The sequence below is a fragment of the Sorangium aterium genome, assembly GCF_028368935.1.
GTDB lineage: Bacteria > Myxococcota_A > Polyangia > Polyangiales > Polyangiaceae > Sorangium > Sorangium atrum.
This window is the reverse complement of the sequence record NZ_JAQNDK010000004.1, coordinates 1,775,158-1,798,755: the sequence shown is the minus strand read 5'-3', so window position 1 is coordinate 1,798,755 and position 23,598 is coordinate 1,775,158. Positions and strand designations below refer to the sequence as shown.

Sequence of the window (23,598 nt, the reverse complement as noted above, 5' to 3'; positions counted from 1 at the left end):
CTGGCGCGCCGCCCCGCTGGCGGGGCAGGTCGGTCAGACCGCCGGCGGCTCGGTCTGGCGCTGCCACGCGCGGTGCATGGCGATCGCCTTGATGAACGCCGGCGCCGCGCCGGCCACCGCGTCGTCCGGCAGGACGAGCAGGCCCGGATCGGCGTCCGAGGCGGCCGCCGCGGCCCTCACGCCCGCGGCCTCGGCGAGCGGCGCGGCCGACGCCGGCACGAGCAGGGGCTTGCAGTGGCGGTACTGGAGCTGGACGAACTCGACCGCGAGCCCGTCGCGCGCCAGCGCCGCCGCGCCCCCGCCGGGCGGCAGCGCCGCGGCGTCGAAGAGGACGCTCGGCGCCGCCTCGATCGTGACCTCGACCGGCAGCTCGTCGCCCTCGGCGGTGCGCACCACCCCGAGCCGCGCGCCGACGTAGCGGGGCACCGCGCCCGCCAGGAGCAGCGCGTCGTAGAGCGCGCTCGCCGCCGCCCCGCTCACGCCGTCGGCGACGAGGAGCGCGACGCGGCGGCCGAGGATGCGGCCATCGCCGGGGCGGGCGAACAGCGACAGGGCCGGCGACGCCGCGACCTCGGGGTTCTTGATGGGCGGCGCCACCATCGAGAGCGGCTCGGGGAGCGGCATGCCGAGGTCGGCCGCGACGCGCGCGGCCAGCCCCTCGTCCACGTTCCGCAGCATCCGGACCATGCGCTCGCGGATGGCCTGCGTCTGCACGCGCGTCAGCTCGAAGCGGAAGGCGCGCGCGATGTGCGCGCGCTCGACGGGCGTCTGGCTCGCCCAGAAGAGGCGCGCCTGCGTGTAATGGTCCGCGAACTTCTCGGGCTTCGCGCGCAGCTTGCTCGGCTCGGTGGCGGCCTGCTGCGCCAGGAGCCGCTCGGCGACCGTGGCGAAGCCGCGCGCGCCGGCCTGGAAGGGGCAGCCGCCGGCGAGCGAGTTGGGTTCATAGTTCACGCGGCCTCGGTTGATCGCCTGGCGGTGGAACCCGTCGCGCTGGTTGTTGTGCACCTCGGCGACCGGCGCGTTGATCGGGATCTCGTGGAAGTTCGGCCCGCCGAGGCGCGTGAGCTGCGTGTCGAGGTACGAGAAGTTGCGCCCCTGGAGCAGCGGGTCGTTCGTGAAGTCGATGCCGGGCACGATGTGCTGCGTGCAGAACGCGACCTGCTCGGTCTCGGCGAAGAAGTTGTCGGGGTTGCGGTTCAGGACGAGCCGCCCGACGGTGCGCAGGGGCGCGAGCTCCTCCGGCACGATCTTGGTCGCGTCGAGCACGTCGAAGCTCCACCGCTCGGCCTCGGCCTCCGTGAACGTCTGGATCTGCAGGAGGTACTCGGGGAACGCGCCGCCCTCGATGGCCTCCCAGAGATCGCGCCGGTGGAAGTCGGGGTCGGCGCCCGCGATCTTCACCGCCTCGTCCCAGTCGAGCGAGTGCGTGCCGAGCATGGGTGTCCAGTGGAACTTCACAAGCGTCGCCTCGCCGGCCGCGTTGACGAGCCGGAAGGTGTGCACGCCGAAGCCCTGCATCGTCCGGAAGCTGCGCGGGATCGCCCGATCGCTCATCTGCCACAGGACCATGTGCATCGACTCGGGCATGAGCGAGATGAAGTCCCAGAAGGTGTCGTGCGCGCTCGACGCCTGCGGCATCTGGTGGTGCGGCTCGGGTTTGACGGCGTGCACCACGTCCGGGAACTTCATCGCGTCCTGGATGAAGAAGACGGGGATGTTGTTGCCGACGAGATCCCAGTTGCCCTCTTCTGTGTAGAACTTCACGGCGAAGCCGCGCACGTCGCGCACCGTGTCGGCGCTCCCGCGCTCGCCCGCCACGGTCGAGAAGCGCACGAAGACAGGCGTCCGCTTGCCGACCTTGGCGAACGGCGCGGCCTTGGTGAGCGAGGTGATGTCTTCGGTGCACTCGAAGTAGCCGTGCGCGCCCGAGCCGCGGGCGTGCACGACGCGCTCGGGGATGCGCTCGTGATCGAAGTGGGTGATCTTCTCGCGCAGGATGAAGTCCTCGAGCAGCGTCGGGCCGCGCAGCCCCGCGCGAAGGGAGTTCTGGTTGTCGCCGACGGGCACGCCCTGGTTCGTCGTCAGCGCCCGACCGAGCGAGTCGACCCGATGCTTCTGCAGAGGTCCCTGGTTCGGGTTTTCGCCCGGCGCCGCCTTGGCGCCGTTCTTCTCGGACTCGTTGCTCTCGGTGATCGTGCTCGCTGTCGCGTCGAGGTTCTCGGGCTTCGCCGTGGCACCCTGCGGCGGCTGTGGCATTTTGCCGCGTAGCGCGTACTCGGCGCTCTTGTTCACGTTCTCGGGGATCGCAGCGACGAGCGCTTCCGTGGCGTCGACCTTCGCGTCGAGGCGGTCGGCTGCCGCGGCGTTGCGGACAGCGGCGTCATCGCTGCTCGTCCCGCTGCCGAGCGCGGTCGCCGCGCGCTCGAGAAGGCTGCGTTTCGTCCGTGCCGCCCGCGGCTTCGCCGACGGGCCGCCCATCGATTGTTTCGCGCTGCCCGCGCCCTTTTCGGTCGGCGCCGACTCTCTGGACGACGGCTTCGCGGGGTCTTTGCGATCGGTCATGACATGTCCTCCGGGAGAGCCGGCTTTCAGCAAAGAACGCACCAGCACGCGAGCTTCAGGCAAGCGCGGGCGACCGACGCACGGCCGAGCCCGTTGCGGTGCCTCGGTCGGCCCGCCGCGGCCTGGTGGGGCGTCGACGTGCCGCCGGCCGCGGGCGCAGACGGGGCGCGCGTGAGCCCGAGTTCCTCCGACCGCAAGGCGCGCCGGACAAGGCCCATCGCCTCGCAGCGCATCATCCCGGACCCGCCAGCCACCATTCGATCGCCGGTGTTCGCCGTGCTGCGGTGCGAGCGCGATCCATCAGAAATGAGACTGCCGCCACCTCGGCCCCAGCGGTGAACTGGCGAGAATTGCATGAAATGTCGCGCCTCCAGGTGCGCCGCCGTATCGCCCCTTTCCTGAAGCCATTCCGAATTACTTCCCGGACCAGGGCGGCGCTCCCTTGAGCTGGGCGGGGATCGACGCGTGGCCTCACGCCACACAGATTCAACACGGCGTCGCTCGGCACCTCGACCCGCCAAGGCGATCTTCATAGCCAGACCCCGACATACCGACGCTCGCAATCACAACACCCACAAACAACGGAGAAACAAATGATCTTTGAAAGCATTCACGCCGCAGGGAATTACATACCCACAAGAATAGACAAACCAACCTCCACAACACACAAGGAACTAAAAGGCCTACGAGTAACAGCAGGCACGGGATTCTTTCAGACCATGACACAGCACTTAACAATGACCAGAAGAGGATTCTACGATCGCAAGATCGCCGAACTTCTTGCTTTCGCGTCATCATGGACATACTCGGACATCAGTACATATGCGTACGCGATGGCAAACCACGGCCTGAAGAACAACAACTGCGTTTCCATCACATTCACGAATGACGCACTGTTCGTCGACACTTCAGCGTTCATCCTGCAAAGCCAATTCAGGGACACCGCGATCATCTCCTTCCGAGGAACAAAGATCCGTGGCCCGATCAACTGGCTCACCGACGCAACCGCTCGAAGAGAGTCCTTCCTCTCCGCTGGAGAAGTTCACGGTGGCTTTCACCGCGCCATCCGGGCGATCTGGCCTGTACTCAGGCCGTTGCTCATTGCCGTCGCCGAAAGGAGATCCGTCTGCGAAGAGCTCGAGTACCAGAAGCGAATATGGCTAAAGTCCTGCGGAGACACGACGCCGCATGAGTTCCCGAGCGGGGAACCCACAGGTACAGCAGAAGAGCCATCCGCCGCAGCCGAGGGATCGCCTGCCCCAGCCATCAACGACCCCATCATTCCAAACGAGCCACCCATACTAATTTTGCCCGAAAAGAAGCCGCCTGCGATTTACATCACGGGGCACAGCCTGGGGGGAGCTCTGGCGGTTCTCGCTGGCGCGATACTTCATCGAGACGATGATTTCAGCACGCAATTCGGCCCTACCGTCCGTGGCATTTACACTTACGGACAACCGATGGTCGGCGATTCCACATTTGCCCGCGAGCACAAGGACAGCATCGGCACGATCCTGTTCCGCCATATTTACGAGAGGGACATCGTACCTCGCCTTCCACCCATTACCATGGGGCGATTCGAACACATCGGACGAGAGTACCACTCAACCGAAACAGGATGGGCGCTGCGGGACAAGCCGGCGCGTAGGGCGATAACGGCCGGCGTCAGCAACATCATCGGCATCGCGGCCTGGTTGACGCAGGATGTGCTCCCCGTCAGCTGGCTACGCCTGCCATTTTCGTGGGGCCACCACTCGCCGATCAACTATATGCGAGCGTCGATGATCGCCGATCCGGGTGCCGAGTTCGATCCCTTTGCGCCCACCGTGTGAGCGCTACCTGCCGTCGCGAACCGGGCGCCGCCCCTCACGTTGACGGTCCGTTTCGCCCGGCTCGTGCCTCTGCGGGAGCGCCTCCCGGAAGGCGCGGGCGCCGCCGGACGCTGGAGGAGGTCGAGGAGCTCCTCGGGCCACCCCGACGCCAGCGTCACGCAGCGCTACGCCCATCCCGCAGACTCCGCCCGCGACGCAGCGGCAAGGGAGACCCATCGGGCGCCCGGCGTATGGGCCGATCGATCAGCCCATGACATCTGGGCTGGCTCTCGTAAGTGCCCGAAATCCTTCGGCACCCCCGGCAAGAATTGAACTTGCGACCTTCGGTTTAGGAAACCGCTGCTCTATCCACTGAGCTACGGGGGCAGGGGCAACAGCCGCTACGGGCGCCGGACCCTGGCACACCTCGCCTCACGCATCAAGCCAGATCCCCAGCCACGCCCTCGTCCAGCCCGCTCTTCCGCCGCGCCTCACCGGCCGACGCTCCTCTGCCGGCCGCCAGCCCGCGCTCTCCCACCGGCCGCCGCTCTCCGCGCGCCCCAGCGGCCGACGCTCCTCTGCCGGCCGTCAGCCCGCGATCTCCCACCGGCCGCTCTCCGCGCGCCTCGATCACCTCCACACCTCGCCCCAGAGCGCCGCCCCGATCGCCAGCGCGGCCGCGCCCCGCATCAGCCCTGCCCGCAGCGCCGCCACGGCGCGCTCGCGGTCCCCCCACACCACCCGGGCGATCTGCTCCGCCCCCCGGTAGGCATGGGTCGGCCTCACCACCTCGACCTGCACCTCGTCCCCGAGGCCGAGATCGATCCTCTCCCCCGTCCCCTTCCCCCCGGCCCGCGCAGCGCTCCCCGCCCCGCCGTCCCCTCCCCCCGCCGCCATCGCACCCGTCGCTCCCGCCTCGATCTCGGCTGCGATCCGCTCCGCGACCTCGTCCCCCGCCCCGCTCCGCTCCCGCGGCAGCTTCAGCACCCTCGCCATCGCCACCGCGTCGACCATGCACAGCCCCGCCACCACGGCGAACCCCATCGCCGCCACGAGGCGCTCCAGGTCGGGCGCCGCCGCCCCGGGCAGCCCCGACCCCAGCTGCAGGGCCACCGCGGTCACCGCCGCCGTCGCCGCCCACACCGCCCGCCTATCCGAGCGCGCCACGGTCGATCCGGCGCGCGCCCGCCCGACGCGGTTCGCCGCGCTCAGCACCACCGCGAGCGCCGGAACGAACGGCAGCGCGAACACGGCGCCGAACGCCGCGCCGACGATCATCCCCGCCGGCCCCGCCACGAGCCCGATGGTCATCCCGTTCACGACGCCGGCCACCACGATGGCCCACAGCGCCAGCATGCCCGCCATGAACGGCCCTCGCCGGGTCCACTTCCCCGGCGCGCCCACCCACGGCGCGTCCACCCACGGCGCGCCGTCCACCGGCGCCTCGCCCGCGCCCAGCGCCATCGCGCCATCGCCCCGGACCCCTCCGATCCGCGGCGTCAGGTAGTGGCCCAGCAGCGCCGCGACGATCGGGGTCACGCCCGCGAGCAGGAAGCGGGGCACGAGCTCATCCATCTCGAGAACGTCGGCCGTGAGCCAGCCCCCCACAAGCCCGATCGCCCCGCAGGGGAGCACGAGCGACACGGGAACATCAGGCGACATGGAATCGGACGTTGAACGCGGCATCTCGAAACCCTCCGGCTCGTTCGTTCCTCTTCGACGCGCAGGCCCTCGAGCAGCTTCCAGCTCTCTGTCGCGCTGCCCGACCTTCCATCATCCCACCACGGCGCTCCACGCGCGCTGCACACGGCCCGCGCCATCAGCCCGGCCCCGCCTGCGGGTGCGGGTAGTGGCTGAGCGCCACAAGGTTCCCGTCGGGATCGCGCGCGTACATCGTGTAGGCGCTCTCCCGCTCGACGACCACGCCCCCCGCGGCCAGCCGGCGACGCCACGCCTCCCGCTCGGACGGCGCGATCCCGAGGGCGACGCAGTGCCAGCCGGGCGCCTCGTCGGCGCGCGTCGGCCCGGCGGCCCCCGCCCGCTCCACGGCCAGAAAGGCGCCGCCCCCGAGATCGAGCCACACCGACCGCGGCGCTCCGGCGTCGTCCGTCCAGCGCCGCACCACCGGCAATCCGAGGACGCCCGCGTAGAACGCCTCGGCCCGCGCCAGGTCGCGCACGACCACGGCGAGGTGATGGACCGACAGCGACGCTACCGTCCCGCTCATACTGCGCTCTCATTTCAGCGCCTTTCACGCGGCGACGCACCCGAAAAGCCACGCAGGCGCCGCGCGGTCGGCGCCTCGCCGACGCCGGAAGCGCGGCGCGCTCGACGTGCTCGATCACCGATGCGACCTGTCTTGCCCCGGCAGGGCGCCTCGTCTATGGTCCCGCTCGCGGACGCGCTCTGCCCGGGGAGTCGCACAGTCCGGTAGTGCACGAGCTTTGGGTGCTCGTTGTCGCGGGTTCAAATCCCGCCTCCCCGACCCTCTCCGACAATCCTCGCCCCCTAGCGAGCCCGGCGGTCGAGCTGAGCCCCATGGCCCCGGCCCTGCGGCTCAGCTCGACCGCTGCGCGCGTCCCCATCGCCCCCGGCACGCACCCGCCGCGCATCGAACTTGGCCTCCTCGGGTCCGCTGCGCATAGTCCCGCCGATGTCGACGCCCGTAAGACTCCTGCTCGGCGCATGCCTCTCCTTGCCCCTCCTCGCAGGGTGCGGCGGGCCGCAGACGGCCGCCCCGGCAGCGGCTCCGGCGCCGCGCGCGCACAGCGCGGCGCCGTCCAGGCAGGCGGCGCCCGCCGGGCAGCTCGCCCGCGCCGACGTCGACCGGGTGCTGATGCAGGGGCCGCCCTGGATCCTTCGGCGCGTGCCGGTCGAGGAGGTCGTCCGGGCGGGCGCGTTCATCGGCTGGAAGATCCTCGCGCTGCCCGCGGACTGGAGCAGCATCGAGCTCAAGACCGGCGACGTCGTCACCCAGGTCAACGGCTCGACCCTGGAGCGCCCGGACGACCTGTTCGCTGCCTATCGCGCCCTGGCCAGCGCCAGCGAGCTCAAGATCGCGTACGAGCGCGAGGGCGCCGCGCGCGAGCTCGTCGTGCCCATCTTCGGGGCCCCGTCCAAGGAGACCGTCGAGGCCTTCGCGAGCGACAGCCCCCCGCGCCGCCCGACGACCTCCCGGCCGCGGGGAACGACGGTGATCGAGGAAGACGACGGCGGCGCGCCGCTCGACGGCAGCGCGCCGTGAAGCGCGTGCGGGCGCCGCGCGCCGATCACGCGGCGCCGCGCCTCACATGTCGAAGGCCAGCCCCAGGACCCACGTCGAGGTGCCGACGTGCATCTGCGGGCGCGAGCCTAGCCCGTCGAGGTTCGCGAACATCCACTCGCCGAACAGGTACGTGTGGTTGATGCCCGTCGTCTCATCGAGCTGGGAGGCCGAGCGGAGGTCCAGCCAGTTGAGCGCGAGCATCCCGCCGAGCGCGAGGTGCGTGCCCCACGTGATGCCCTCGCCCCGGACGCCATCGGGCTTCGGCGTGCCGGGGCCCGACGTCGTGGTCCATAACCCCATCCCCAGGCCCACCTTCGCGTAAGGCACGATCGGGACGCCCGTCTTGCGCATCAGCTCGTCGGCGCGGAGGACGGCCGACAGGTGCATCGGCATGATGGTGAGCGAGGTCTCCTCTGCCTCGGCCCTGTCGTCGCTGCCCGCCACGAAGGCCTTCGCCGACGCCGACGTGTACCCCCAGCCGAGCCCTGGGCCGATCGCGCCGACGTACGGGATCCGGAGCGGCAGCCAGTCGACCTCGACCCCGAAATAGAAATTCTGGCCGTCGCCGAAGGTCTTCCCGTAGGGGCCCGCGCCGGAGAACTCCTCGTCGACCTGGGGAGAGTACGGGGCGAAGCGGAGCTCGAACGCGAAGCTCTGAGGAGACGCATAGCGCTCCTCCCGCTGGATCCTCGACCGATCGTGCTGCCGCCAGTCGCCCACCCCGTGGCTCGTTTGCGCGCCGGCCACGGAGGCGGCGAGGAGCGCCGCGCCGCCGGCGAGGCCGGCGACCAGCTGATGACGGAGATGACAGATCATTCGCTCTCCTGCGTGAAGGAACGCGCGTGCGCGTGTGCGTGGCGTCGACGACGACGGCTCCTGCGCCACAACCCGAGCGCCGCGCCGGCCGCGACGGCGGCGAGCGGCGCGGCGGCCCACCGGCCCGCCCCCACCGGCCCTTCGATGCTGCAAAAGCCCCCGCCGGCTTGCCCGCCGGCGTCCCGGTACTGCTCGAAGAACCCGTCGACGTCGGTCGCGGTCGCACAGGAGAGCGCCGACAGCGGCCCGGCATTCCCGACCTGGTCATAGGCCGCGACGCCGACGACATACGACTTGCCGTTGACGACGCCCTTCGTGGCCTCGCCGCGGCTGGCCCTCCCCACGCTGCCGCACTGGTACTTGGAGTCCGGGATCTCCCCCGACACCAGGAGCGACGACTGGCAGCCGGAGCTGCCGCCGCTCGTTGCGCCGCCGCCGCTCGTTGCGCCGCCGCCGCTCGCTGCGCCACCGCCGGCTCCCCCTGCCCCGTCGCCTCCTCCAGCGGCTCCGCCGCCGCTGCCGGATCCCCCTGCCCCGCTCGACGCAGCAGCGGATTGCCCCCCATCATCGCAATAGAGGTAGTAGCCCTGCACGTCCTCGTCCTCGTTCTGCGTGTAGTCGACGAGGAGACGACCATCTCCGGGGTGCGCCACCACGCCGGTCGGCGGCTTCGGGCCCTGGAGGTCCATCTTGGTGGTATCCCACTTGGCGGAATCCGGATTGTCCTGGTCCGAGGATTCGAGCCGCAGAAAATAGATGTTCAGGGGGACCGCGCCGGTGCTGGCCCGCGTGCTGTCGCAGCCTTCCGCGCCGAGGGCCTCGGCGACCGCCTTCGCCGACACCTTGACGACCATCGTGGCATCCAGGTTGGACTGGGCCGACACCTCCTTGCACCGCGTGCCGGTGTCGCGGTTCGAATACGCAAGGCAGTCCAGCGACTCGCTGACCCAGATGGCGAGCGTATCGCTCGTCGAGAACCCGCTCAGCGTGAGCGTGAACTCGAGATCGTTGTTCGTCAGGCAGTCCTCGCGGCTGATCCAGAGCGGGTACTGCGCGTCCGACCGCTGCAGCTCGGTGCGCTTCACGTCGGTGCTGATGGTCACCGTCGCGCCGGCCTGTCGCGCGCCTCCGGCGAGCGCCGCCGCCGCGAGGGCCACCGCGCAGAGCCGGGGGAGGTGCCGCCGCCCTCGCGGCCGGGGCCGCACGAGATACCTTGTCGTGTCCATGGGCGCGTCCTTTCAGCACAGCTCGTACCACGCCGCAAATGCCTCGCACAGCCCTTCGAACGGCGGGGAAACCGGTCGTGCGCCCACGCCGGAGACCGCGTCGAACGCGCCCTCGGAGGCCCCTGCGGTCCCGTCGGAGGCGTCCTTGGAGGCGTCCTCGACGCTCACCTCGGAGGCGCGCTGCATGACGAGCTGGCCATGCTCGCCGTCCGTTCCTGACAAGTTGGCATCGGCGCCGCGGAGCAGCAGGGTGAGCGAACCGCCGCGCGGCGCCATGGGTCGACGTGCGCGCTGCGTGGCCCGAAACACGCGCTCTTCGAGGGAGCTCGGCTAGCTTGAGGCGCGTGGACTCGACCGACGCCGTTCCTCCGGAGCCGGGCTCGATGGCAGGGCCGAGCGCGAAGGAGCGCGCCACGGCGCCGGAGCCGGCGCGCGCTGGGCAGCCCGGCCAGCCCAGCGCGCGCCCGGAAGGCGCGCCCGCGTCCCTCGCGTCCGGGGCCACCCCGTCGGTGCGCCCGACCTCGATCCGGCCCAGCCGGCTGCCGCCGAGCGGCGCCGCCCCCGACGCCGACACCGCCGTCCTCGGCGTCCCGCTCACCCGCGTCGAGCTGCACCGGACCGCGCTGCTCTTCTGCCTGCTCTTCCTCGCCGCCCTCCTCTTCGTCGTCGGCCGCTCCGCGCGCGACGCGCTCTTCCTCACCAGGTTCCCCGTCACCTGGATCGCGCCGATGTGGATCGTGTACGGCGCCGCCTCCGCCGTCGCCGCGCTCGCATACGACCGCGTCGCCCGCCGCCTGCCGCGCGCCCAGCTGTGCGTCGCCTTCGCCCTCTTCGGCGCCGTCACGTTCGCCCTGCTGCGCGTCCTCATCGGCCAGGAGGTGCGCGCCGCGATCCTCGTCTTCTACATCTGGTCCGAGATCATCGCGAACTTCACCGCCGTCCTCGTCTGGGCCGTCGCCCAGGACCTGCACGATCCGCGCAGCGCCAAGCGCCTCTTCGGCCTGATCGGCAGCGGGCGCGTCGTCGGCACCGTCGCCTGCGGCTTCGCGACGGGCGCCGTCGTCCGGTGGATCGGCACCGAGAACCTCCTGTTCGTGCTCATCGCGGCGCTCCTCGCCATGGCCGCGCTCACGACCGCGCTCGCGCGGCGCCACCCGCTCGGGCGACCGCCGTCCGGCGACGAAGCGCTCATCCAGGCCCGCCTTCCGCGCCTGGAAGTGTGGCGATCGCGCTACGCCCTCACCGTCGCGCTCCTGACCTTCCTCCTCTTCACGGTCCTCACGATCGGCGACTACCAGTTCAAGGCGATCGCCCTCACGGCCTACCCCCACGTCGACGAGCTCACCCGGTTCATGGGGTTCCTCTATGGCGCCATCGGCGTGGTCGGCCTCCTCGTGCAGCTCGTCGCGACCCCCCTGGTCCTCCGGCGCCACGGCGTGCTCGGCGGGCTGCTCGCCATGCCGGCCGCGTTCACCGCCAGCACCGTCGCGCTGCTCGCGGCGCCGTCGCTCGCCTGGGGCGCGATCCTCAAGCTGAGCGACAACGCGCTGCAGCTCACGATCTACGACGCGACGATGCAGCTCTTGTTCTTCCCGTTCCAGCCGGCGCTGCGGGAGCGGGTGAGGACGCTCGTCTCCACGATCGCCAAGCCCCTCGGCTACGGGCTCGGCGCGCTGATCCTGCTCGCCGTGGCGCCCACCGCCGCGACGGGCCCCGCGCTCGTCGAGGAGGCCGCGTGGATCGGCGTCTACTCCCTCCCGCTCTGCGTCGCCGCCATCGCCCTCCTCCCGCTCGTGCGGCGCGGCTACTTCGACGCCATGCGCCGGACCTTGATGCGCCGCCAGATCGAGCCGGACAGCGTCGCGTACGGCCCCCAGACGCGCGCGATCCTCAAGGAGGCGCTCTACAGCCGCGCCATGATGCAGGTGCTCTTCGCGGTCGAGCAGCTCCAGCAGCTCGACCCGCCCCTCGTGCGCGAGGCCGTGCCCGCGCTGGCGCGCCACGGCTCGGCCAGGGTGCGCGCGCTCGCGGTGCGCCTCGCGGCCGAGCTCGAGCACGAGGAGGGCGCCAGCATCGCGCGCGCGGCGATCCACGACCGGAACACCGACGTCCGCGTCGCCGCCGTCGCCGCGCTCGCCGCGCTGCTGCGGGAGGACGCGCACGACGAGCTGCTCGCGCTCGCGCGGGAGAGCGACGCCGCGGACGCGGACGGCGGCGAGGAGCTCCGGGCCGCCGCGATCGCCGCGCTCCTGCGCTACTGCGGCCTCGACGGCATGCTCGAGGGCGCGCCGCGGCTGCGCGCGCTGCTCGACAGCCCGTCGCCCCGCGATCGCGTCGCCGCCGCCCGGATCCTCGGCCTGGTCGGCCACGCGACGCTCCAGCGCGCGCTCGCGCGGCTCATCGGCGATCCCGACCCCGCGGTGCGGCGCGCGGCCGTGCGCTCGTCGTCGAGCGTCGCCGACCCGCGCCTGCTCCCCCTGCTCGCGGACGCGCTCGCCGAGCGCGCCCTCGCGCCCGCCGCGGCCCGGGCCATCGAGGCGCTCGGCGACGACGCCATCCCGGAGCTCGCGGCGCGCCTCGGTGACGACGGCACCCCGCGGGCCGTGCGGCTCGCGATCCCGCGGGTGCTCGCGCGGCTCTGCAGCCACGACGCGCTCGACGTGCTGCTCGCCCGGATCGACCACCCGAACGAGGCCCTCCGCCAGAAGGTGCTCGCGTCGGCGTCGCGCCTGCGCCTCGCGCTGCGCGCGCCGCCGGCGCCTCTCCGCGCGATCCGCGCCTGCATCGACGACGAGACGGTGGAGCACGTCCGCACGCGCGAGGCGTACATCGCGGTGCGCCCGCGCGTCGCCGGCGCGCTGCTCGATCAGCACCTGCTCCGCCGGCTGCGGAAGGGGCTCATCCGCGTGCTCCGGCTGTGCGAGCTCGCCTACCCGCGCGAGGTCGTCGCCCTCGTGCGCACCCACGTCTTCGGCCCGGATCCCGCGCTGCGGGCCAACGCGTTCGAGGTGCTGGAGTCGCTCCTCGACCGCCCGCTGCGCGAGCGCCTCGTCTCCCTCGTCGAGCGCCTGCTCGAGCTGTCGGCCGCGTTCCCCCGGAGGCCCGCGCCGCTGGAGGCCGGGGTCATCTCCTGGATCCGCCACGAGATCGTGCGCGGCGACCCCTACAGCGCCGCGCTCGCGCTCGATGCCGTCGCCCGGAGCTCCATCTCCGGCGCCGCCGGGGACGCGCTCGCCGCGACCTACGATCCGGACCCGCTGGTCCGCGAGGCGGCCGCCATCGCGGTCGCCGTCACGTCGCCGCCGGGCGCCCGCGAGCGCCTGGACGCCCTGCGGGCCGACGAGGATCCCGCGGTGGCCCGTTACGCACGATACTGGACGGTCACCGGCGGCACCGGCATCGACCCCGAGGACGAGATGTACACGACGATCGAGAAGGTCCTGTTCCTCCAGCGCGTTCCGCTCTTCTCCCGCGTGGCCGGCGACGATCTGGTGGCGCTGGCGCGCGGCTCGCTCGTGGTGTCGCTGGTCCGGGGCGACGTCATCTTCCGCCAGGGCGAGCCGGGCGGCGCGCTCTACTCGATCATCTCGGGCGAGGTGAGCCTCACCCTGGACGGCCGCGAGATCGCGCGCCTCGGCGCGAACGACGTGTTCGGCGAGATGTCGCTCTTCGACAGCGAGCCGAGGGCCTCGACCGCGGTGGTGACCGAGGACGCGGAGCTGCTCCGGGTCTCCGCCGAGGATTTCCACGAGGCGGTGCGGGAGACGGCCGAGATCGCGGACGCCGTGATCCGGGTGCTGAACCGGCGCCTGCGCGAGGCCGACCGCAAGCTGGCCGACGCCCACGCGCGGCTGTCGCTCCTTCCGAAGCCGCCGGCGCTGCCCGGGAGAGCGCCGCCCCCGGGGGACGAGACGCCGGCGCTCGACGACAGCGACCTCGATTGAGGAGCGCCGACGCCTCAACCTCGGTCGGGTTCCCGTGCCTCAACCTCGGTCGGGCGCAGCGGCGCATGACACGCCAGCGCGGCGCTCCGGAACGTGGCCTGCAATGTGCAACGTCGAGCGCGCAGGGACGTCTGAAGAGATCCGAGGGCGCCCGAGGCCAGCCCGACCTCTCCCTGGCACCCCCTTCCAGAAGGACCCATCATGCTGCCGATGCCTCTCCCGCTGTCCGCTTCCCCCTCGCGCCCTGCCCCCGCGGCGCCGGGCATCCCCGGGGCCCGGCTCCGCCGGCTCGGCGGCGCCCTGCCGCTGCTCGCCGCGCTCATCGCCGCGCCCGCGAGCGCCGCCGCCCAGCCCGCCGAGGCCGCGCCGGTCCAGGTCGATGTCCGCGTGAGCGCGCAGGCGCAGATCGACGCGGACGAGTACGAAGACACCGACCCGAGCGCCCTCGTCGAGTTCCAGCAGCCGCTCGCCGCGTACGGCACCTGGGTCGACGACCCGAGCTACGGCACGGTCTGGGTGCCCTCCGCGGTCGTGGTCGGCGCCGATTTCGCGCCCTACCAGACAGCGGGCCACTGGGCGCTGACCGACGACGGCGAGTGGCTCTGGGTCAGCGACTACACGTGGGGCCACATCCCCTTCCACTATGGCCGCTGGGTCTGGATCTCCTCCCACGGCTGGGCCTGGATCCCGGGGCGAACGTACGCCCCGGCGTGGGTCGTCTGGCGCGTCGGTGACGCCGGCTACGTCGGCTGGGCCCCGATGCCGCCGACCTACACCTGGAGCAGCGGCGTCGCGGTCTCGCTGTGGACCGTCCCCCCTGCCGCGTACGTCTTCTGCCCGACGACGCACGTCTTCCACCGCCACGTCCACACGCACGTCATCCGCGATCGCGAGGTCGTCCGGCGCATCGCCGCGCACTCGCACACCTACAGGCCGGCGCGGCCCACCGCGAGCAGGCCCGGGCGCGCCGACATCCGCCCGGGCGGCGATGGGGGCGCGGGCCGCTCGAGCCCGTCCCACGGCATCCGTCCTGGCGGCTACCGGCCGGCCTCGCCGTCGCTCGCGGAGGCCGGCGTCCCCTCCTCGGCCGCGCCGAGGCACCGCGACAGGCCGGATCCTCGCGCCCTCGCTTACGCCCGCAGGAGCACGACGCCGAGCGCACGCCACGCGGCCCCGCCGGCGCGCCGTCCGGCGTCGCCCGCAGGCGACGACCGTCGCGCGGCGCCCGCGCTGCGCACGCCGCTGCACCCGCGGGGGACGCCCGACGGCGACGCTCCGGCCCCGGTCGCCAGGCCGGGCCTCCCGGCGCGGGGCGTGTCCGACGCGGGCGCGCTGCACCGCAGCGGCGCGAGCCCATCCCACCGGCCCTGGCGGCCGGCGGTCACGCCGGCGTCGCCCCTCCCGGCCCCGGAGACGCCGGCCTCCCCGGCGCCGCGCCCCGTCGGCACGCCGGCCGCCACGCGCGACCTCCCGCACCGATCGCCGTCGGCCACCGCGCCGCGGCCGCTGCCGCAGGCGACGCAGGCGCCGCAGCCGATCGCGAAGCCGCGCGCGCTCCCGAGCGCGCCGTCGTCGCCGCCGCGCCCCAGGATCCACCTCCCGTCGGGCCCGGCTCCGGGGAAGACGGCGCCGGCGTCCGGTCGCCCGCGGTCGAGGTAGCGCTTGGTCCACGTCTTGCGACGTCCACGAGCAGGAGAAGATCCGATGACTCTTTCCGCTGACTTTGTGAAGCGTCGTTCACTGGGGCTGTGGTCGTTCCTTCTCGTCGCCGCGCCCCTCGCCTCGGCCGGTTGCATCATCGTCGACGAGGACGGCGACCATGATGGCCATCATGTCCACGATGACTGGGACGACGGCGACGACGGCAGCGTTCCCCCGCCGCCCGCGGACGACGTGCGGCGCGTCGCCGTCGACACGGACGCCACCCTGAGCACCGAGCCGGGCGAGGGCGTCGGCATCTTCGTCGAGTACACGGCGGGCGGGACGTGGACGCTCTGGACGACCTGCGACACCAACACCTCCAAGGTCGTCTGCAGCTTCGATCTCTATGCCTCGGTCGACACGTCGTCCGAGCTCATCGACCTCGCGGGGATCGAGATCGAAAAGACGGACGAGACGCGCCTCGTGGACATCGGCGTCGCGTATTTCCACGCCGAGACCGGCTCGGACATCGACGCGATGACGTTTGCCACCACCCCGGGCGCCGTCGTCCGCTTGGAGGCCCACCTCGACGGGGCGCCGGAGCCCCGCTTCGTCTACTGGTTCGGCGACGGCGTCCTGCACGAGGGCGCGCCCAGCAACCCGATCGACTTCAAGCCGACCGCGCCCTGAGGGCGCGATCCTGACGCTCCTCCCGCTGCCCGCGCGGCGGGAGGAGCGCCCGGCGAGGACGCGCGCCGCTCGGGGCTATTTCTTCGGCTGGATCGGCTGCCCCTCGACGTCCCACGCCTCCGGCTCGCCCAGGCCGATCGCCTGGAGCTGCGGCAGGATCTCCTGCCGCGGTCCCACGACCACGACGGTCGCCCCCTTCGGATCCACGGCCCTCGCGAGCTCCGCAAGGGTCGCCAGCGTCGCGCCCTGCCGCGCCTTGCTCGCGTCGCCGTCGAACGTCTCCGGCAGCTCGAGCCGCGCCAGCGTCCCGAGGCGCTGCGCGGTGCGGTTCACTGTCTCGTAGGCGGAGACGAGATCCGCGCGGTCCTGCGCCTGCACCTTCGCCAGCTCGTCACGGGTCAGCCCGGAGTCGGCCATCTTGGCGAGCTCGGCGAGCATCTCCTTCAGGGCGGGTCCGGTCGCCTCGGTGACGACGGAGGCCCGCGCCACGAACGCGCCCGGCTGCCTCGTCTCGGTGAACGCCGAGCCGGCGCCGTAGGACCAGCCGTGATCCTCGCGCAGGTTCTGGTTCAAGCGCGACGTGAACGAGCCGCCGAGCGCGGAGTTGACGAGCTGGAGCAGCGGCCGCCGAGGATCGCTCGCGGCGACCCCCTCCCGCACGGCCGCGATCACCGACTGCGGCGCCCCCGGGCGGTCGACGAGCACAAGCCGCGGCGGCTTCCAGGCCGGCGCGGCTGCCGTCGCGCCCTGCGCTGCCGCCGCGCCCTTCGTGGCCGGCGCGGCGGCCCCCGCCGCGCCTTTCGTGGACTGCGCGGCGCTCGCCGCCGCGCCCTTCGTGGCCGGCGCGGCGCTCGCCGTGGCGCCCTTCGCCGACCAGGTCCCGAGATCGCGCGAGAGCGCCTGCTGCAGCTCGTCCCGGGTGATGTCGCCGACCACGGTGATCACCGCGCGGTCCGGGCGCCACGCCGCCTTGTAGAACGCCTTCACGGCCGGGAGGCCGATCGACTTCGCGTCCGCGACCAGGCCGTCGACGGGGTGCCCGTACGGCGTGCCCGGCCCGTGGAGCGCGGCCATCGAGACCAGCCCCGAGACCCGCGTCGCGTCGTCGCCGCGCTTCCTCAGGTCGTTCTGCCAGAGCTCGCTGACGCGCTTCCACTCCTTCGCCTCGAACCGCGGGCGCGCGACCACGTCGGCGAGCAGCGAGAACGCCTTGTCGAAGTTCTTCTTCAGCACGGAGAGCGTCGCGACGCTGCCGTCGGCGCGCGCCCCGACCGAGAGCGTCGCGCCGAGGTCGTTGATCGCGCTGGACAGCTCCACCGCGCTCCGCGTCCCCGCGCCCTCGTCGAGCATGTCCGCGGTGATGTGCGCGAGCCCCGCCGCGCCCTTCGGATCGTCCGCCGCCCCCGACGCGACGGAGATGGCCACGGACACGATCGGCAGCGTGTGGCGCTCGAGCAGCCACACCTTCGAGCCGTTCGGCCCGTCGAGCACCACCGGCGCCGGCGGCGTGAACGGCTGCGGCTTCGGCAGCTCCGGCCTGGGCCCGAGCGGGTCCGCGGGCTTCGCGGCCGCCGGCGGGGCGCTCGGACGTGGCGCCTCCGCCCGGGCTGCGGACTGCGCCGGCGTCCTCGGCTCGCAGCCGAGGGCCGCGGCGACCAGCGCGATCATCGCGCCTGCGTGTGTCGCTCTCATTTCGTCACCGCCTTCTTCGCCTCTTCGCTGCCCTTCGGCACGACCCGCAGGATCACCCGGGCGTCGGGATCCAGGGTGCTCTTCGCGTACGCCTGCAGCGACTCCGCGGTCGCGTCGCGGTAGCGCTTCAGATCCTGCTCCACGAACCCGGGCTGGCCCTTCGACGTCTCGTACCGGTTGAGCATCGAGGCCCGGCCGGCGACCGACTCGAGCGCCGTCACGAAGGCGGTCTCGTACTGGTTCTTGGCCCGGTCGAGCTCCTCGCGGCTCAGCTTCGCGTCCCGCACCTTGGCGAGCTCCGCGTCGATGGCGGCCTCGACCTTCTCGAGCGGCACGCCCGGCCGCGCGATCGCCTCGACGGTGAACGTCGAGCCGAGATCGCCGGAGTGCTGCACGGCGCTCACCTCCTGGGCGAGCTGCTTGTCGTAGACGAGGGCCTTGTAGAGGCGGCTCGCCTTCCCCTGCTCGAGCGCCGTGGCGAGGAGGTCGAGATCGGCGTCGCCCGGCGCGTACTGCGGGGGGCTGTGCCAGGCCATGATCACCTTGGGGAGGTTCACGTTGTCCTCGATCGTCTTCCGCACGACGCCGCTCAGCTTCACCGGCGCGGGCGTCGTCGCCGCGGGGACGGGCCGCTCCGGGATGCCGCCGAAGAACCGCTCGATGAGATCGCGCGTCTTCTGCGCGTCGAAGTCGCCGGCGACGACGAGGGAGACGTTGTTCGGCACGTACCACCGCCGGAAGAACGTCGTGACGTCGTCGACGGTCGCGGCCTGGAGGTCCTCGTGCGAGCCGATCACGGGGTGGTGGTAGGGGTGTCCCTCCGGGTACATCAGCGAGGGCATGAGGAGGTCGACCTTGCCGTAGGGCTCGTTCTCGCTCGTCTGGCGGCGCTCGTTCCGCACGACGTCGCGCTGCGCGTTGAGCTTCGGGAGGTCCATGCTGTCCGCGAGCGACGAGAACCGATCGGCCTCGAGCCAGAGCAGGAGCGGCAGCGCGTGGGCGGGCGCCACCTCGTGGTAGTCGGTCCGGTCCTCGCTGGTCCACGCGTTGTTCCAGCCGCCCTCGGCCTCCATCCAGGCGTCGAACTGCTTCGTGGGGACGCGGCGCGTGCCCATGAACATGAGGTGCTCGAACAGGTGCGCGAAGCCGGTGCGCCCCGGCTCCTCGAACCGCGAGCCGACCTTGACCATCAGGTTCAGGGCGACCATCGGCAGCGCGTGGTCCTCGTGGAGGATCACGGTGAGGCCGTTCTTGAGGGTGTACTTGGTGAACGGGATGTCGAGCTTCGGCGCCTGGGAGGCCGCGGACTGAGGCGCCGTGGGCGCGGACGCCGGGGCGGCGGCCAGCGCGGGCGCCGGGGCCGCGGCCGGCACGGGCGCCGGGGCTGAGGCTGGCGCAGCCTTCGGAGCCGCGGCTGGCGCGGACGCCGGGGCCGCGGCTGGCGCAGCCTTCGGGGCCGCGGCTGGCGCGGCCTTCGGCGGTGAGGACGTGGCCTCGGGCGGAGCTGCTGGTGCGGGCTTCGGCCCGGACAGAGAGAGGGCCGCGGCCACGGCGACCAGGATCGGCCCGGTGGAGCGCGGGAGCGGCGGGTGACGCGCGCGGGTCTGCATGAGCCCGAGGGTTGCGCCGGTCGCGGGCGGAGCGCAAGCGGGCGGGAGCATGGATACGGAGCCGCGCCCGGCCAACGGGTGTGGTTGTCAGTTTGTCACGAAGGACGAACGCACCACGGATGCAGAAGGAGCGATGCGACGCGGACGGGATAGGGTGGGGTTTACGCGGGCTGAGCGCCGGCCGGTGCCGTGGACGCCGCGGGCGGAGGCGGAGGCGCTGCCCCCGGCCGGTTGCCGGCCACCTTGCCCTCTGCGGTCTTGCGGGCCTTTTCCCGCCGCGCTGCAGCGCGGCGGCGCCGCTCGTAGGCGCTCGTGACCTCGCGGATGATCTCCGGATGGCGGCGGAAGACGTGCGCCGCCGTCTTCCGGATCGCGCCGATGCGCTCGAGCATGAGGTGCAGGAGCTGATTGCGGGTCGCGCTCGCGGCGGCCGAGGTGTCACCGTCGGGGATCGTCTCCAGCGCTCGCCGTTGCAGGTCCTCCGCGAGCTTCCTGGCCTCGACGATGAGGCGGACATCGAACTCCTCATCTGCCTCGACCAGGCGTTCCTCGAGCGACGCCGCGAGCCCCGCGTAATCGCGGAGCGCCTGGGAGAGGGCGCTGGAGCGCTGGCCGTCCTGCGCGTGAAACTCCTTGATGCGCGCGAGCTGCGCGTCGGCGGGCTCGTCGACGTCATCGTCGAGCAGGAACTCGAGCGCCGACTCGAGCTCATCGACAACGAACCTGGCGCGCTCTCCGACGTCGGCCACGGCGGGGTCGACGATGAGGAGCAGCCGAGTCTGCGCCTCCTGCACGGCGTGGACGATGGAGACCAGATCGTCGCTGCTCGAAGCGGGCAACCGGTTCTTGACGCGCTTGAGGCCCGGGCGATCGCCGTCGGGCTCCCAGTACTTCTTCACGAACGCCGCGGCGGCGACCGCCTCGCGCACGGCGACGTCGTACGGCAGACTCAGCGGGTTATCGGTCCGCCCCTGCTCGGCGGCGGCCTTGACCCAGCGATCGTAGTCCTTCCCCTGCTTGGCCATGATGATTGCTCGACCCCTCCTCCTGCGTCCCTCGCCCCCTCCGGGCGCGGCGCGGAGACGCGAAGATGAGTCCGCTCGAAGCGCTGTCCAGAGCAGACGCACGATCCGGACGCGATCGAGGTCCACCGGAGGGGAAAGCGTCGGGGTGGGATGTCCTGATGGCCGGCTGCGTGTCCTGATGGCCGGCTGCCCTGTCCTGATGACCGGGTACCCTGTCCTGATGACCGGCTGCCCTGTCCTGATGACCGGGTACCCTGTCCCGATGGCCAGCTGCGTGTCCTGATGGCCGGGTGCCCTGTCCCGAGGGAGACAAACGCGGCAAGTTCGGCCCGTACAAGCCAAGATGATGAGTCTTTCTCATGTTCAGGAGAGCCCGATGGCAGGACGGTTCTTTGGCAAAGATCAGTCCAGAGCGCTCGAAGGGCTGCGGGCCTGGTATGATGCGGGCCGCCCGGCGGCATGCATCGTCCACGGTCCGCCCGGCGCGGGGAAGAGCACCGTTCTCGAACGCTTTTTCTGTTCGATCACCGCTCCTGGAACGCTGAAGCTCGTCGTCCACGCTGGACGCGTGTTCGGCGCTGCCTTCGAGGAAGAGGCGCTCGCGAGGCTCTCAGCAGGTCCGTGGCCCGAAGGCACAGGGTTCAGCGAACATGCCTTCGGCGTTCGCACGAGCCTCGTGAACCGAGTCATGAACTGGGACGGCGACGACGGGCAGCCGCAGCTCCTGCTCGGTCTCATCGCGCCTGACGCGTGCGTGGACTGGCCGGAGAACCCGCGCCGTTCTGTGCTGGACGAGCCAGGGCCCGCCGCGCGTGTGCTGGTGGCGGTCTCCGGCACGCGCGATGTCGCCGAGCGGTGGGCAGAGCGCCTCAATTTCCGCACCGAGCGCGTGACGTACATTCCGGTCGACGGGTTCCGTATCGATGACATCGATCCAGCTCTCCGCGACAAGCTCGCCTGGGCGGCGGTCGACGGCCCAGGCCCACGCGCCCATGTAGAAGCGATCGCGACCTCGCTTCGCGAGCGTGGTGCGGCGCGGTTGGAGACGCTCATGGCGTTCCTCGCGTGCGCGTTCGCGCCGCTCGACATCTCCGCGCTGGCTCTGCTCCTCGATGCGCAGGTGGCCGAGGTGACCGGGTGGCTCGATGCGCGCCGCGACGCCCTGGATTCGGTGATCGAATGGCATGAAGAGGGGCACCGGATTCGCTTTCGTCACGAAGCCTTGCGCGCCGCCTGGGCAGCCGCGAACCAGGAGCACGCGGCGCTCGCCGAGCGACGGTTCGCTGAGGCTGCCCGGGCCCTCGTTCGCACCTGGGAGGGCGTCGACAACGCCCAATCTCGCGCGCTGGTCTACCTCCGCCGCTATGCCGGCGATCACCTCGTCGCGTCGGGAGCGCCGCACGCCGATCTCCTCCGGCTATGCGACCCGCGGTGGGCCTGGCCGCGCTCCCGCGAGGATGTCGCCGCGCGCCGGATGGAGCTGGGGCGCGTGCGACGCACGCTGACGGCGCCGCTCGACGGCGCGGACGCCATGGGAATCCCGTCCGAAGCGCTATCGAGCTTCGTGAGGCTCGCGATGGCGCAGGGCGCGCTCGCGACGCTGCACCACGCGTGGCCCCCTGAGGCGGACGAGCCCGGCAAGGAGGCGTGGAACGACACGGAGCGGGCGCTCGCCGTGGCGCTCTTCGCGCTCGCGGCGCACGCCTCACCATCGCTGCGCGCACACATCGAGGCGCGCGCGCTCGACGTCGTACGTCGGACCGGCGCCGCGTGGCGCGGCGATGGGTGGGAAGATGCGCTCGCATTGCTCACCGCGGCGCGTGCTGCATCCGGGAGCGAGGCCGCGATGTGCGCGCGCTGGGCGGTCTCCGCCACATGGCGTGCGGAGAAAGGGCCCGACATCTACTTGCCCGCGTGGCTGACCGCAGCCAGCTTCCTGCCCCCGTCGGAAGCGGTAGCGCTGGTCCAACAAGCCATCGAGCGCGCGCTGGTGAGCGCGAAGCCGGGGCGTGCGCTCGCGCAGCTCGCCGCGCCGGAGGGGCAGGCGCTCGCCCTCTTTCGCGCAGCGATGTCCCTCGAACCGAGGTCACGCGCGAACGCTCTGGCACCGCTCTTGTCGAAGCTGCCCGATGACGAGCGGGCCAGAGCCGTCGGGGTGGTGTTCGATGCGTTCTTCGTTGACTTTGATGCAGACGCGGAGCGGCTTGACGACGAGACCTGCACCACGGCTGTTGTTCCATTCCTAGGGCTGGTTGAGCTCTCGAAGCTCTTTGACGATCCGACGACGGGAATGGGCGCCGCGTTGGCCGTGCGGTTCGCCGAGCTCGGTGCGCCGGGACGCGCGCTCGACGTCATCCGAGAGCTCTGTGGCGGCGGCATCCACGGCGCTCGCGCGCTGCTCCGCGCCGCGGCGACCGAGGGCGGCCGCTCCCTCGTGCAAGCCGCGCGCAAGGCGGTGGCTGCGCTCGACCCCGCATGGGTCGCCGCGAAGCTCGTCTGCGAACACCCAGCCGAAGCCATCCAGGTGCTCGGCCTCGATGCTGCCGTCGAAATCGCCGAACGGGCAGGCGGAGGTGGCTCCGAGGCAGCGCGCATCATGGCCCTCGCGGCGCTCTGTCGCGCCGCCCCCGAGCCGTCGCGCCCCGCGCTCGCCGCGCGCGCCGTCGCTGCCTACCACGACGATCGAGATACCGACGGGCTGGAGAGCGTGATGCGCTGCGCACCCTGGATGTCACTTGCGGACGCAGCAAAGCTGTTCTCCGTGAGCCTCGGGAACGCAGCCGAGCAGGTCACGCTCGTCGCGACCCTGAGCCGCTGGGGCGGCGTGGAACAGCTCGCGCCCCTCATCGCGCGCATCGGCGGGGAGGACGCGCTCGCCGCCGTCGCCGACGTCCTGCCCGAGGCGCTCCGGTGGATCTCGCGGGCGGAGGCCGGCTAGAACGTCGACTCGCCCCCGCAGCCCGGCTTCGGGTCCAACGACGCGAGCCGTGACCGCCCATGGGGAAGCGCCCGTAGCCTGCTGTGAAGAACCCTGCGCGCCTGGGTAATGCATTGCTCTCCATGCAGCGGTCGCCGCGCTGACCGCTTCGCACCTCGCCCCCTCGAAGAAGTCGGAACGTTCGGAATTCTCGGAATTCTCGGATGTGCGGCGCGCGCTCCGACACCGTGTGGCAGGGCACGACGCGTGCTTTATCGCCGCCGGCGCCCGCAAAGCGCCTGGTGAATCGCTCGCGTACAGCGCGGGCGGCTTTGCCGCGTTGGAGCTCCTTTGCCTCGTGAGGGTGCTTTGAGACGACGTCTGCCTCGGATTCACGCG

15 protein-coding genes and 2 tRNA genes are annotated in these 23,598 nt (G+C 72.0%); 7 read left to right on the top strand and 10 right to left on the bottom strand.

Annotated elements, in window-relative coordinates:
- Positions 1-33: 33 nt before the first annotated feature.
- Positions 34-2,562 (bottom strand): catalase, encoded by a 2,529-nt coding sequence (locus POL72_RS38250; RefSeq protein ID WP_272101767.1) that lies wholly within the window; start codon positions 2,560-2,562, stop codon positions 34-36.
- A gap of 593 nt (positions 2,563-3,155) precedes the next feature.
- Here POL72_RS38250 and POL72_RS38245 point away from each other — a divergent pair.
- Entirely contained in the window at positions 3,156-4,394 is a 1,239-nt protein-coding gene (locus POL72_RS38245; RefSeq protein WP_272101766.1) for a lipase family protein, read from the top strand.
- Between the two features lie 293 nt (positions 4,395-4,687).
- Here the strand turns inward: POL72_RS38245 and POL72_RS38240 are convergent.
- The 3 genes from POL72_RS38240 to POL72_RS38230 form a co-directional block, all read right to left on the bottom strand.
- Positions 4,688-4,760, bottom strand: a tRNA-Arg gene (locus POL72_RS38240).
- Between the two features lie 243 nt (positions 4,761-5,003).
- Entirely contained in the window at positions 5,004-6,035 is a 1,032-nt protein-coding gene (locus tag POL72_RS38235) for a hypothetical protein (protein WP_272101765.1), read from the bottom strand.
- A 157-nt stretch (positions 6,036-6,192) separates the two neighbouring features.
- Positions 6,193-6,600 (bottom strand): VOC family protein, encoded by a 408-nt coding sequence (locus tag POL72_RS38230; RefSeq protein WP_272101764.1) that lies wholly within the window; start codon positions 6,598-6,600, stop codon positions 6,193-6,195.
- 184 nt (positions 6,601-6,784) lie between these two features.
- On the opposite strand from POL72_RS38230, the gene POL72_RS38225 reads away from it, so the two are divergent.
- Together POL72_RS38225 and POL72_RS38220 are read left to right on the top strand one after the other, a co-directional pair.
- Positions 6,785-6,858 (top strand) — tRNA-Pro (locus tag POL72_RS38225).
- A gap of 168 nt (positions 6,859-7,026) precedes the next feature.
- Positions 7,027-7,617: a serine protease gene (locus POL72_RS38220; RefSeq protein WP_272101763.1), complete on the top strand. Its 591-nt coding sequence runs from the start codon at positions 7,027-7,029 to the stop codon at positions 7,615-7,617.
- Between the two features lie 42 nt (positions 7,618-7,659).
- Here the strand turns inward: POL72_RS38220 and POL72_RS38215 are convergent, their stop codons facing one another.
- The 3 genes from POL72_RS38215 to POL72_RS38205 are packed head-to-tail and all read right to left on the bottom strand — an operon-like array spanning position 7,660 to position 9,956.
- A complete protein-coding gene (locus tag POL72_RS38215; RefSeq protein WP_272101762.1) occupies positions 7,660-8,454 on the bottom strand; it encodes an MXAN_2562 family outer membrane beta-barrel protein in 795 nt (264 codons plus the stop codon).
- A complete protein-coding gene (locus POL72_RS38210; RefSeq protein ID WP_272101761.1) occupies positions 8,451-9,680 on the bottom strand; it encodes a hypothetical protein in 1,230 nt (409 codons plus the stop codon). The genes POL72_RS38215 and POL72_RS38210 overlap by 4 nt, the downstream gene beginning before the upstream one ends.
- Before the next feature lie 12 nt (positions 9,681-9,692).
- Positions 9,693-9,956, bottom strand: a complete 264-nt coding sequence (locus POL72_RS38205; protein ID WP_272101760.1) for a hypothetical protein — start codon at positions 9,954-9,956, stop codon at positions 9,693-9,695.
- 68 nt (positions 9,957-10,024) lie between these two features.
- Here POL72_RS38205 and POL72_RS38200 point away from each other — a divergent pair, with 68 nt between their 5' ends.
- From POL72_RS38200 to POL72_RS38190, 3 genes are all read left to right on the top strand, one after another.
- A complete protein-coding gene (locus tag POL72_RS38200; RefSeq protein ID WP_272101759.1) occupies positions 10,025-13,624 on the top strand; it encodes a HEAT repeat domain-containing protein in 3,600 nt (1,199 codons plus the stop codon).
- Positions 13,625-13,825: 201 nt separating this feature from the next.
- Positions 13,826-15,283, top strand: coding sequence for a DUF6600 domain-containing protein (locus tag POL72_RS38195; RefSeq protein ID WP_272101758.1), 1,458 nt, complete (start codon positions 13,826-13,828; stop codon positions 15,281-15,283).
- Positions 15,284-15,328: 45 nt separating this feature from the next.
- Positions 15,329-15,955: a hypothetical protein gene (locus POL72_RS38190; RefSeq protein ID WP_272101757.1), complete on the top strand. Its 627-nt coding sequence runs from the start codon at positions 15,329-15,331 to the stop codon at positions 15,953-15,955.
- A 75-nt stretch (positions 15,956-16,030) separates the two neighbouring features.
- Here POL72_RS38190 and POL72_RS38185 read toward each other — a convergent pair whose 3' ends face one another.
- The 3 genes from POL72_RS38185 to POL72_RS38175 form a co-directional block, all read right to left on the bottom strand.
- Entirely contained in the window at positions 16,031-17,647 is a 1,617-nt protein-coding gene (locus POL72_RS38185) for a M16 family metallopeptidase (protein ID WP_272101756.1), read from the bottom strand.
- Positions 17,644-19,020 (bottom strand): M16 family metallopeptidase, encoded by a 1,377-nt coding sequence (locus POL72_RS38180; RefSeq protein ID WP_272101755.1) that lies wholly within the window; start codon positions 19,018-19,020, stop codon positions 17,644-17,646. The genes POL72_RS38185 and POL72_RS38180 overlap by 4 nt, the downstream gene beginning before the upstream one ends.
- 398 nt (positions 19,021-19,418) lie before the next feature.
- Positions 19,419-20,282 (bottom strand): hypothetical protein, encoded by an 864-nt coding sequence (locus POL72_RS38175; protein WP_272101754.1) that lies wholly within the window; start codon positions 20,280-20,282, stop codon positions 19,419-19,421.
- A gap of 676 nt (positions 20,283-20,958) precedes the next feature.
- On the opposite strand from POL72_RS38175, the gene POL72_RS38170 reads away from it, so the two are divergent.
- Positions 20,959-23,220 carry a hypothetical protein gene (locus tag POL72_RS38170; protein ID WP_272101753.1) on the top strand — a complete coding sequence of 754 codons (2,262 nt, stop codon included), beginning with the start codon at positions 20,959-20,961 and terminating at the stop codon, positions 23,218-23,220.
- Positions 23,221-23,598 lie beyond the last annotated feature (378 nt).

Coding starts and splice junctions, on each gene's coding strand:
- POL72_RS38250 (WP_272101767.1), bottom strand. CDS start 2,562: ATGACCGATCGCAAAGACCCCGCGAAGCCGTCGTCCAGAGAGTCGGCG.
- POL72_RS38245 (WP_272101766.1), top strand. CDS start 3,156: ATGATCTTTGAAAGCATTCACGCCGCAGGGAATTACATACCCACAAGA.
- POL72_RS38235 (WP_272101765.1), bottom strand. CDS start 6,035: ATGTCGCCTGATGTTCCCGTGTCGCTCGTGCTCCCCTGCGGGGCGATC.
- POL72_RS38230 (WP_272101764.1), bottom strand. CDS start 6,600: ATGAGCGGGACGGTAGCGTCGCTGTCGGTCCATCACCTCGCCGTGGTC.
- POL72_RS38220 (WP_272101763.1), top strand. CDS start 7,027: ATGTCGACGCCCGTAAGACTCCTGCTCGGCGCATGCCTCTCCTTGCCC.
- POL72_RS38215 (WP_272101762.1), bottom strand. CDS start 8,454: ATGATCTGTCATCTCCGTCATCAGCTGGTCGCCGGCCTCGCCGGCGGC.
- POL72_RS38210 (WP_272101761.1), bottom strand. CDS start 9,680: ATGGACACGACAAGGTATCTCGTGCGGCCCCGGCCGCGAGGGCGGCGG.
- POL72_RS38205 (WP_272101760.1), bottom strand. CDS start 9,956: ATGGCGCCGCGCGGCGGTTCGCTCACCCTGCTGCTCCGCGGCGCCGAT.
- POL72_RS38195 (WP_272101758.1), top strand. CDS start 13,826: ATGCTGCCGATGCCTCTCCCGCTGTCCGCTTCCCCCTCGCGCCCTGCC.
- POL72_RS38190 (WP_272101757.1), top strand. CDS start 15,329: ATGACTCTTTCCGCTGACTTTGTGAAGCGTCGTTCACTGGGGCTGTGG.
- POL72_RS38185 (WP_272101756.1), bottom strand. CDS start 17,647: ATGAGAGCGACACACGCAGGCGCGATGATCGCGCTGGTCGCCGCGGCC.
- POL72_RS38175 (WP_272101754.1), bottom strand. CDS start 20,282: ATGGCCAAGCAGGGGAAGGACTACGATCGCTGGGTCAAGGCCGCCGCC.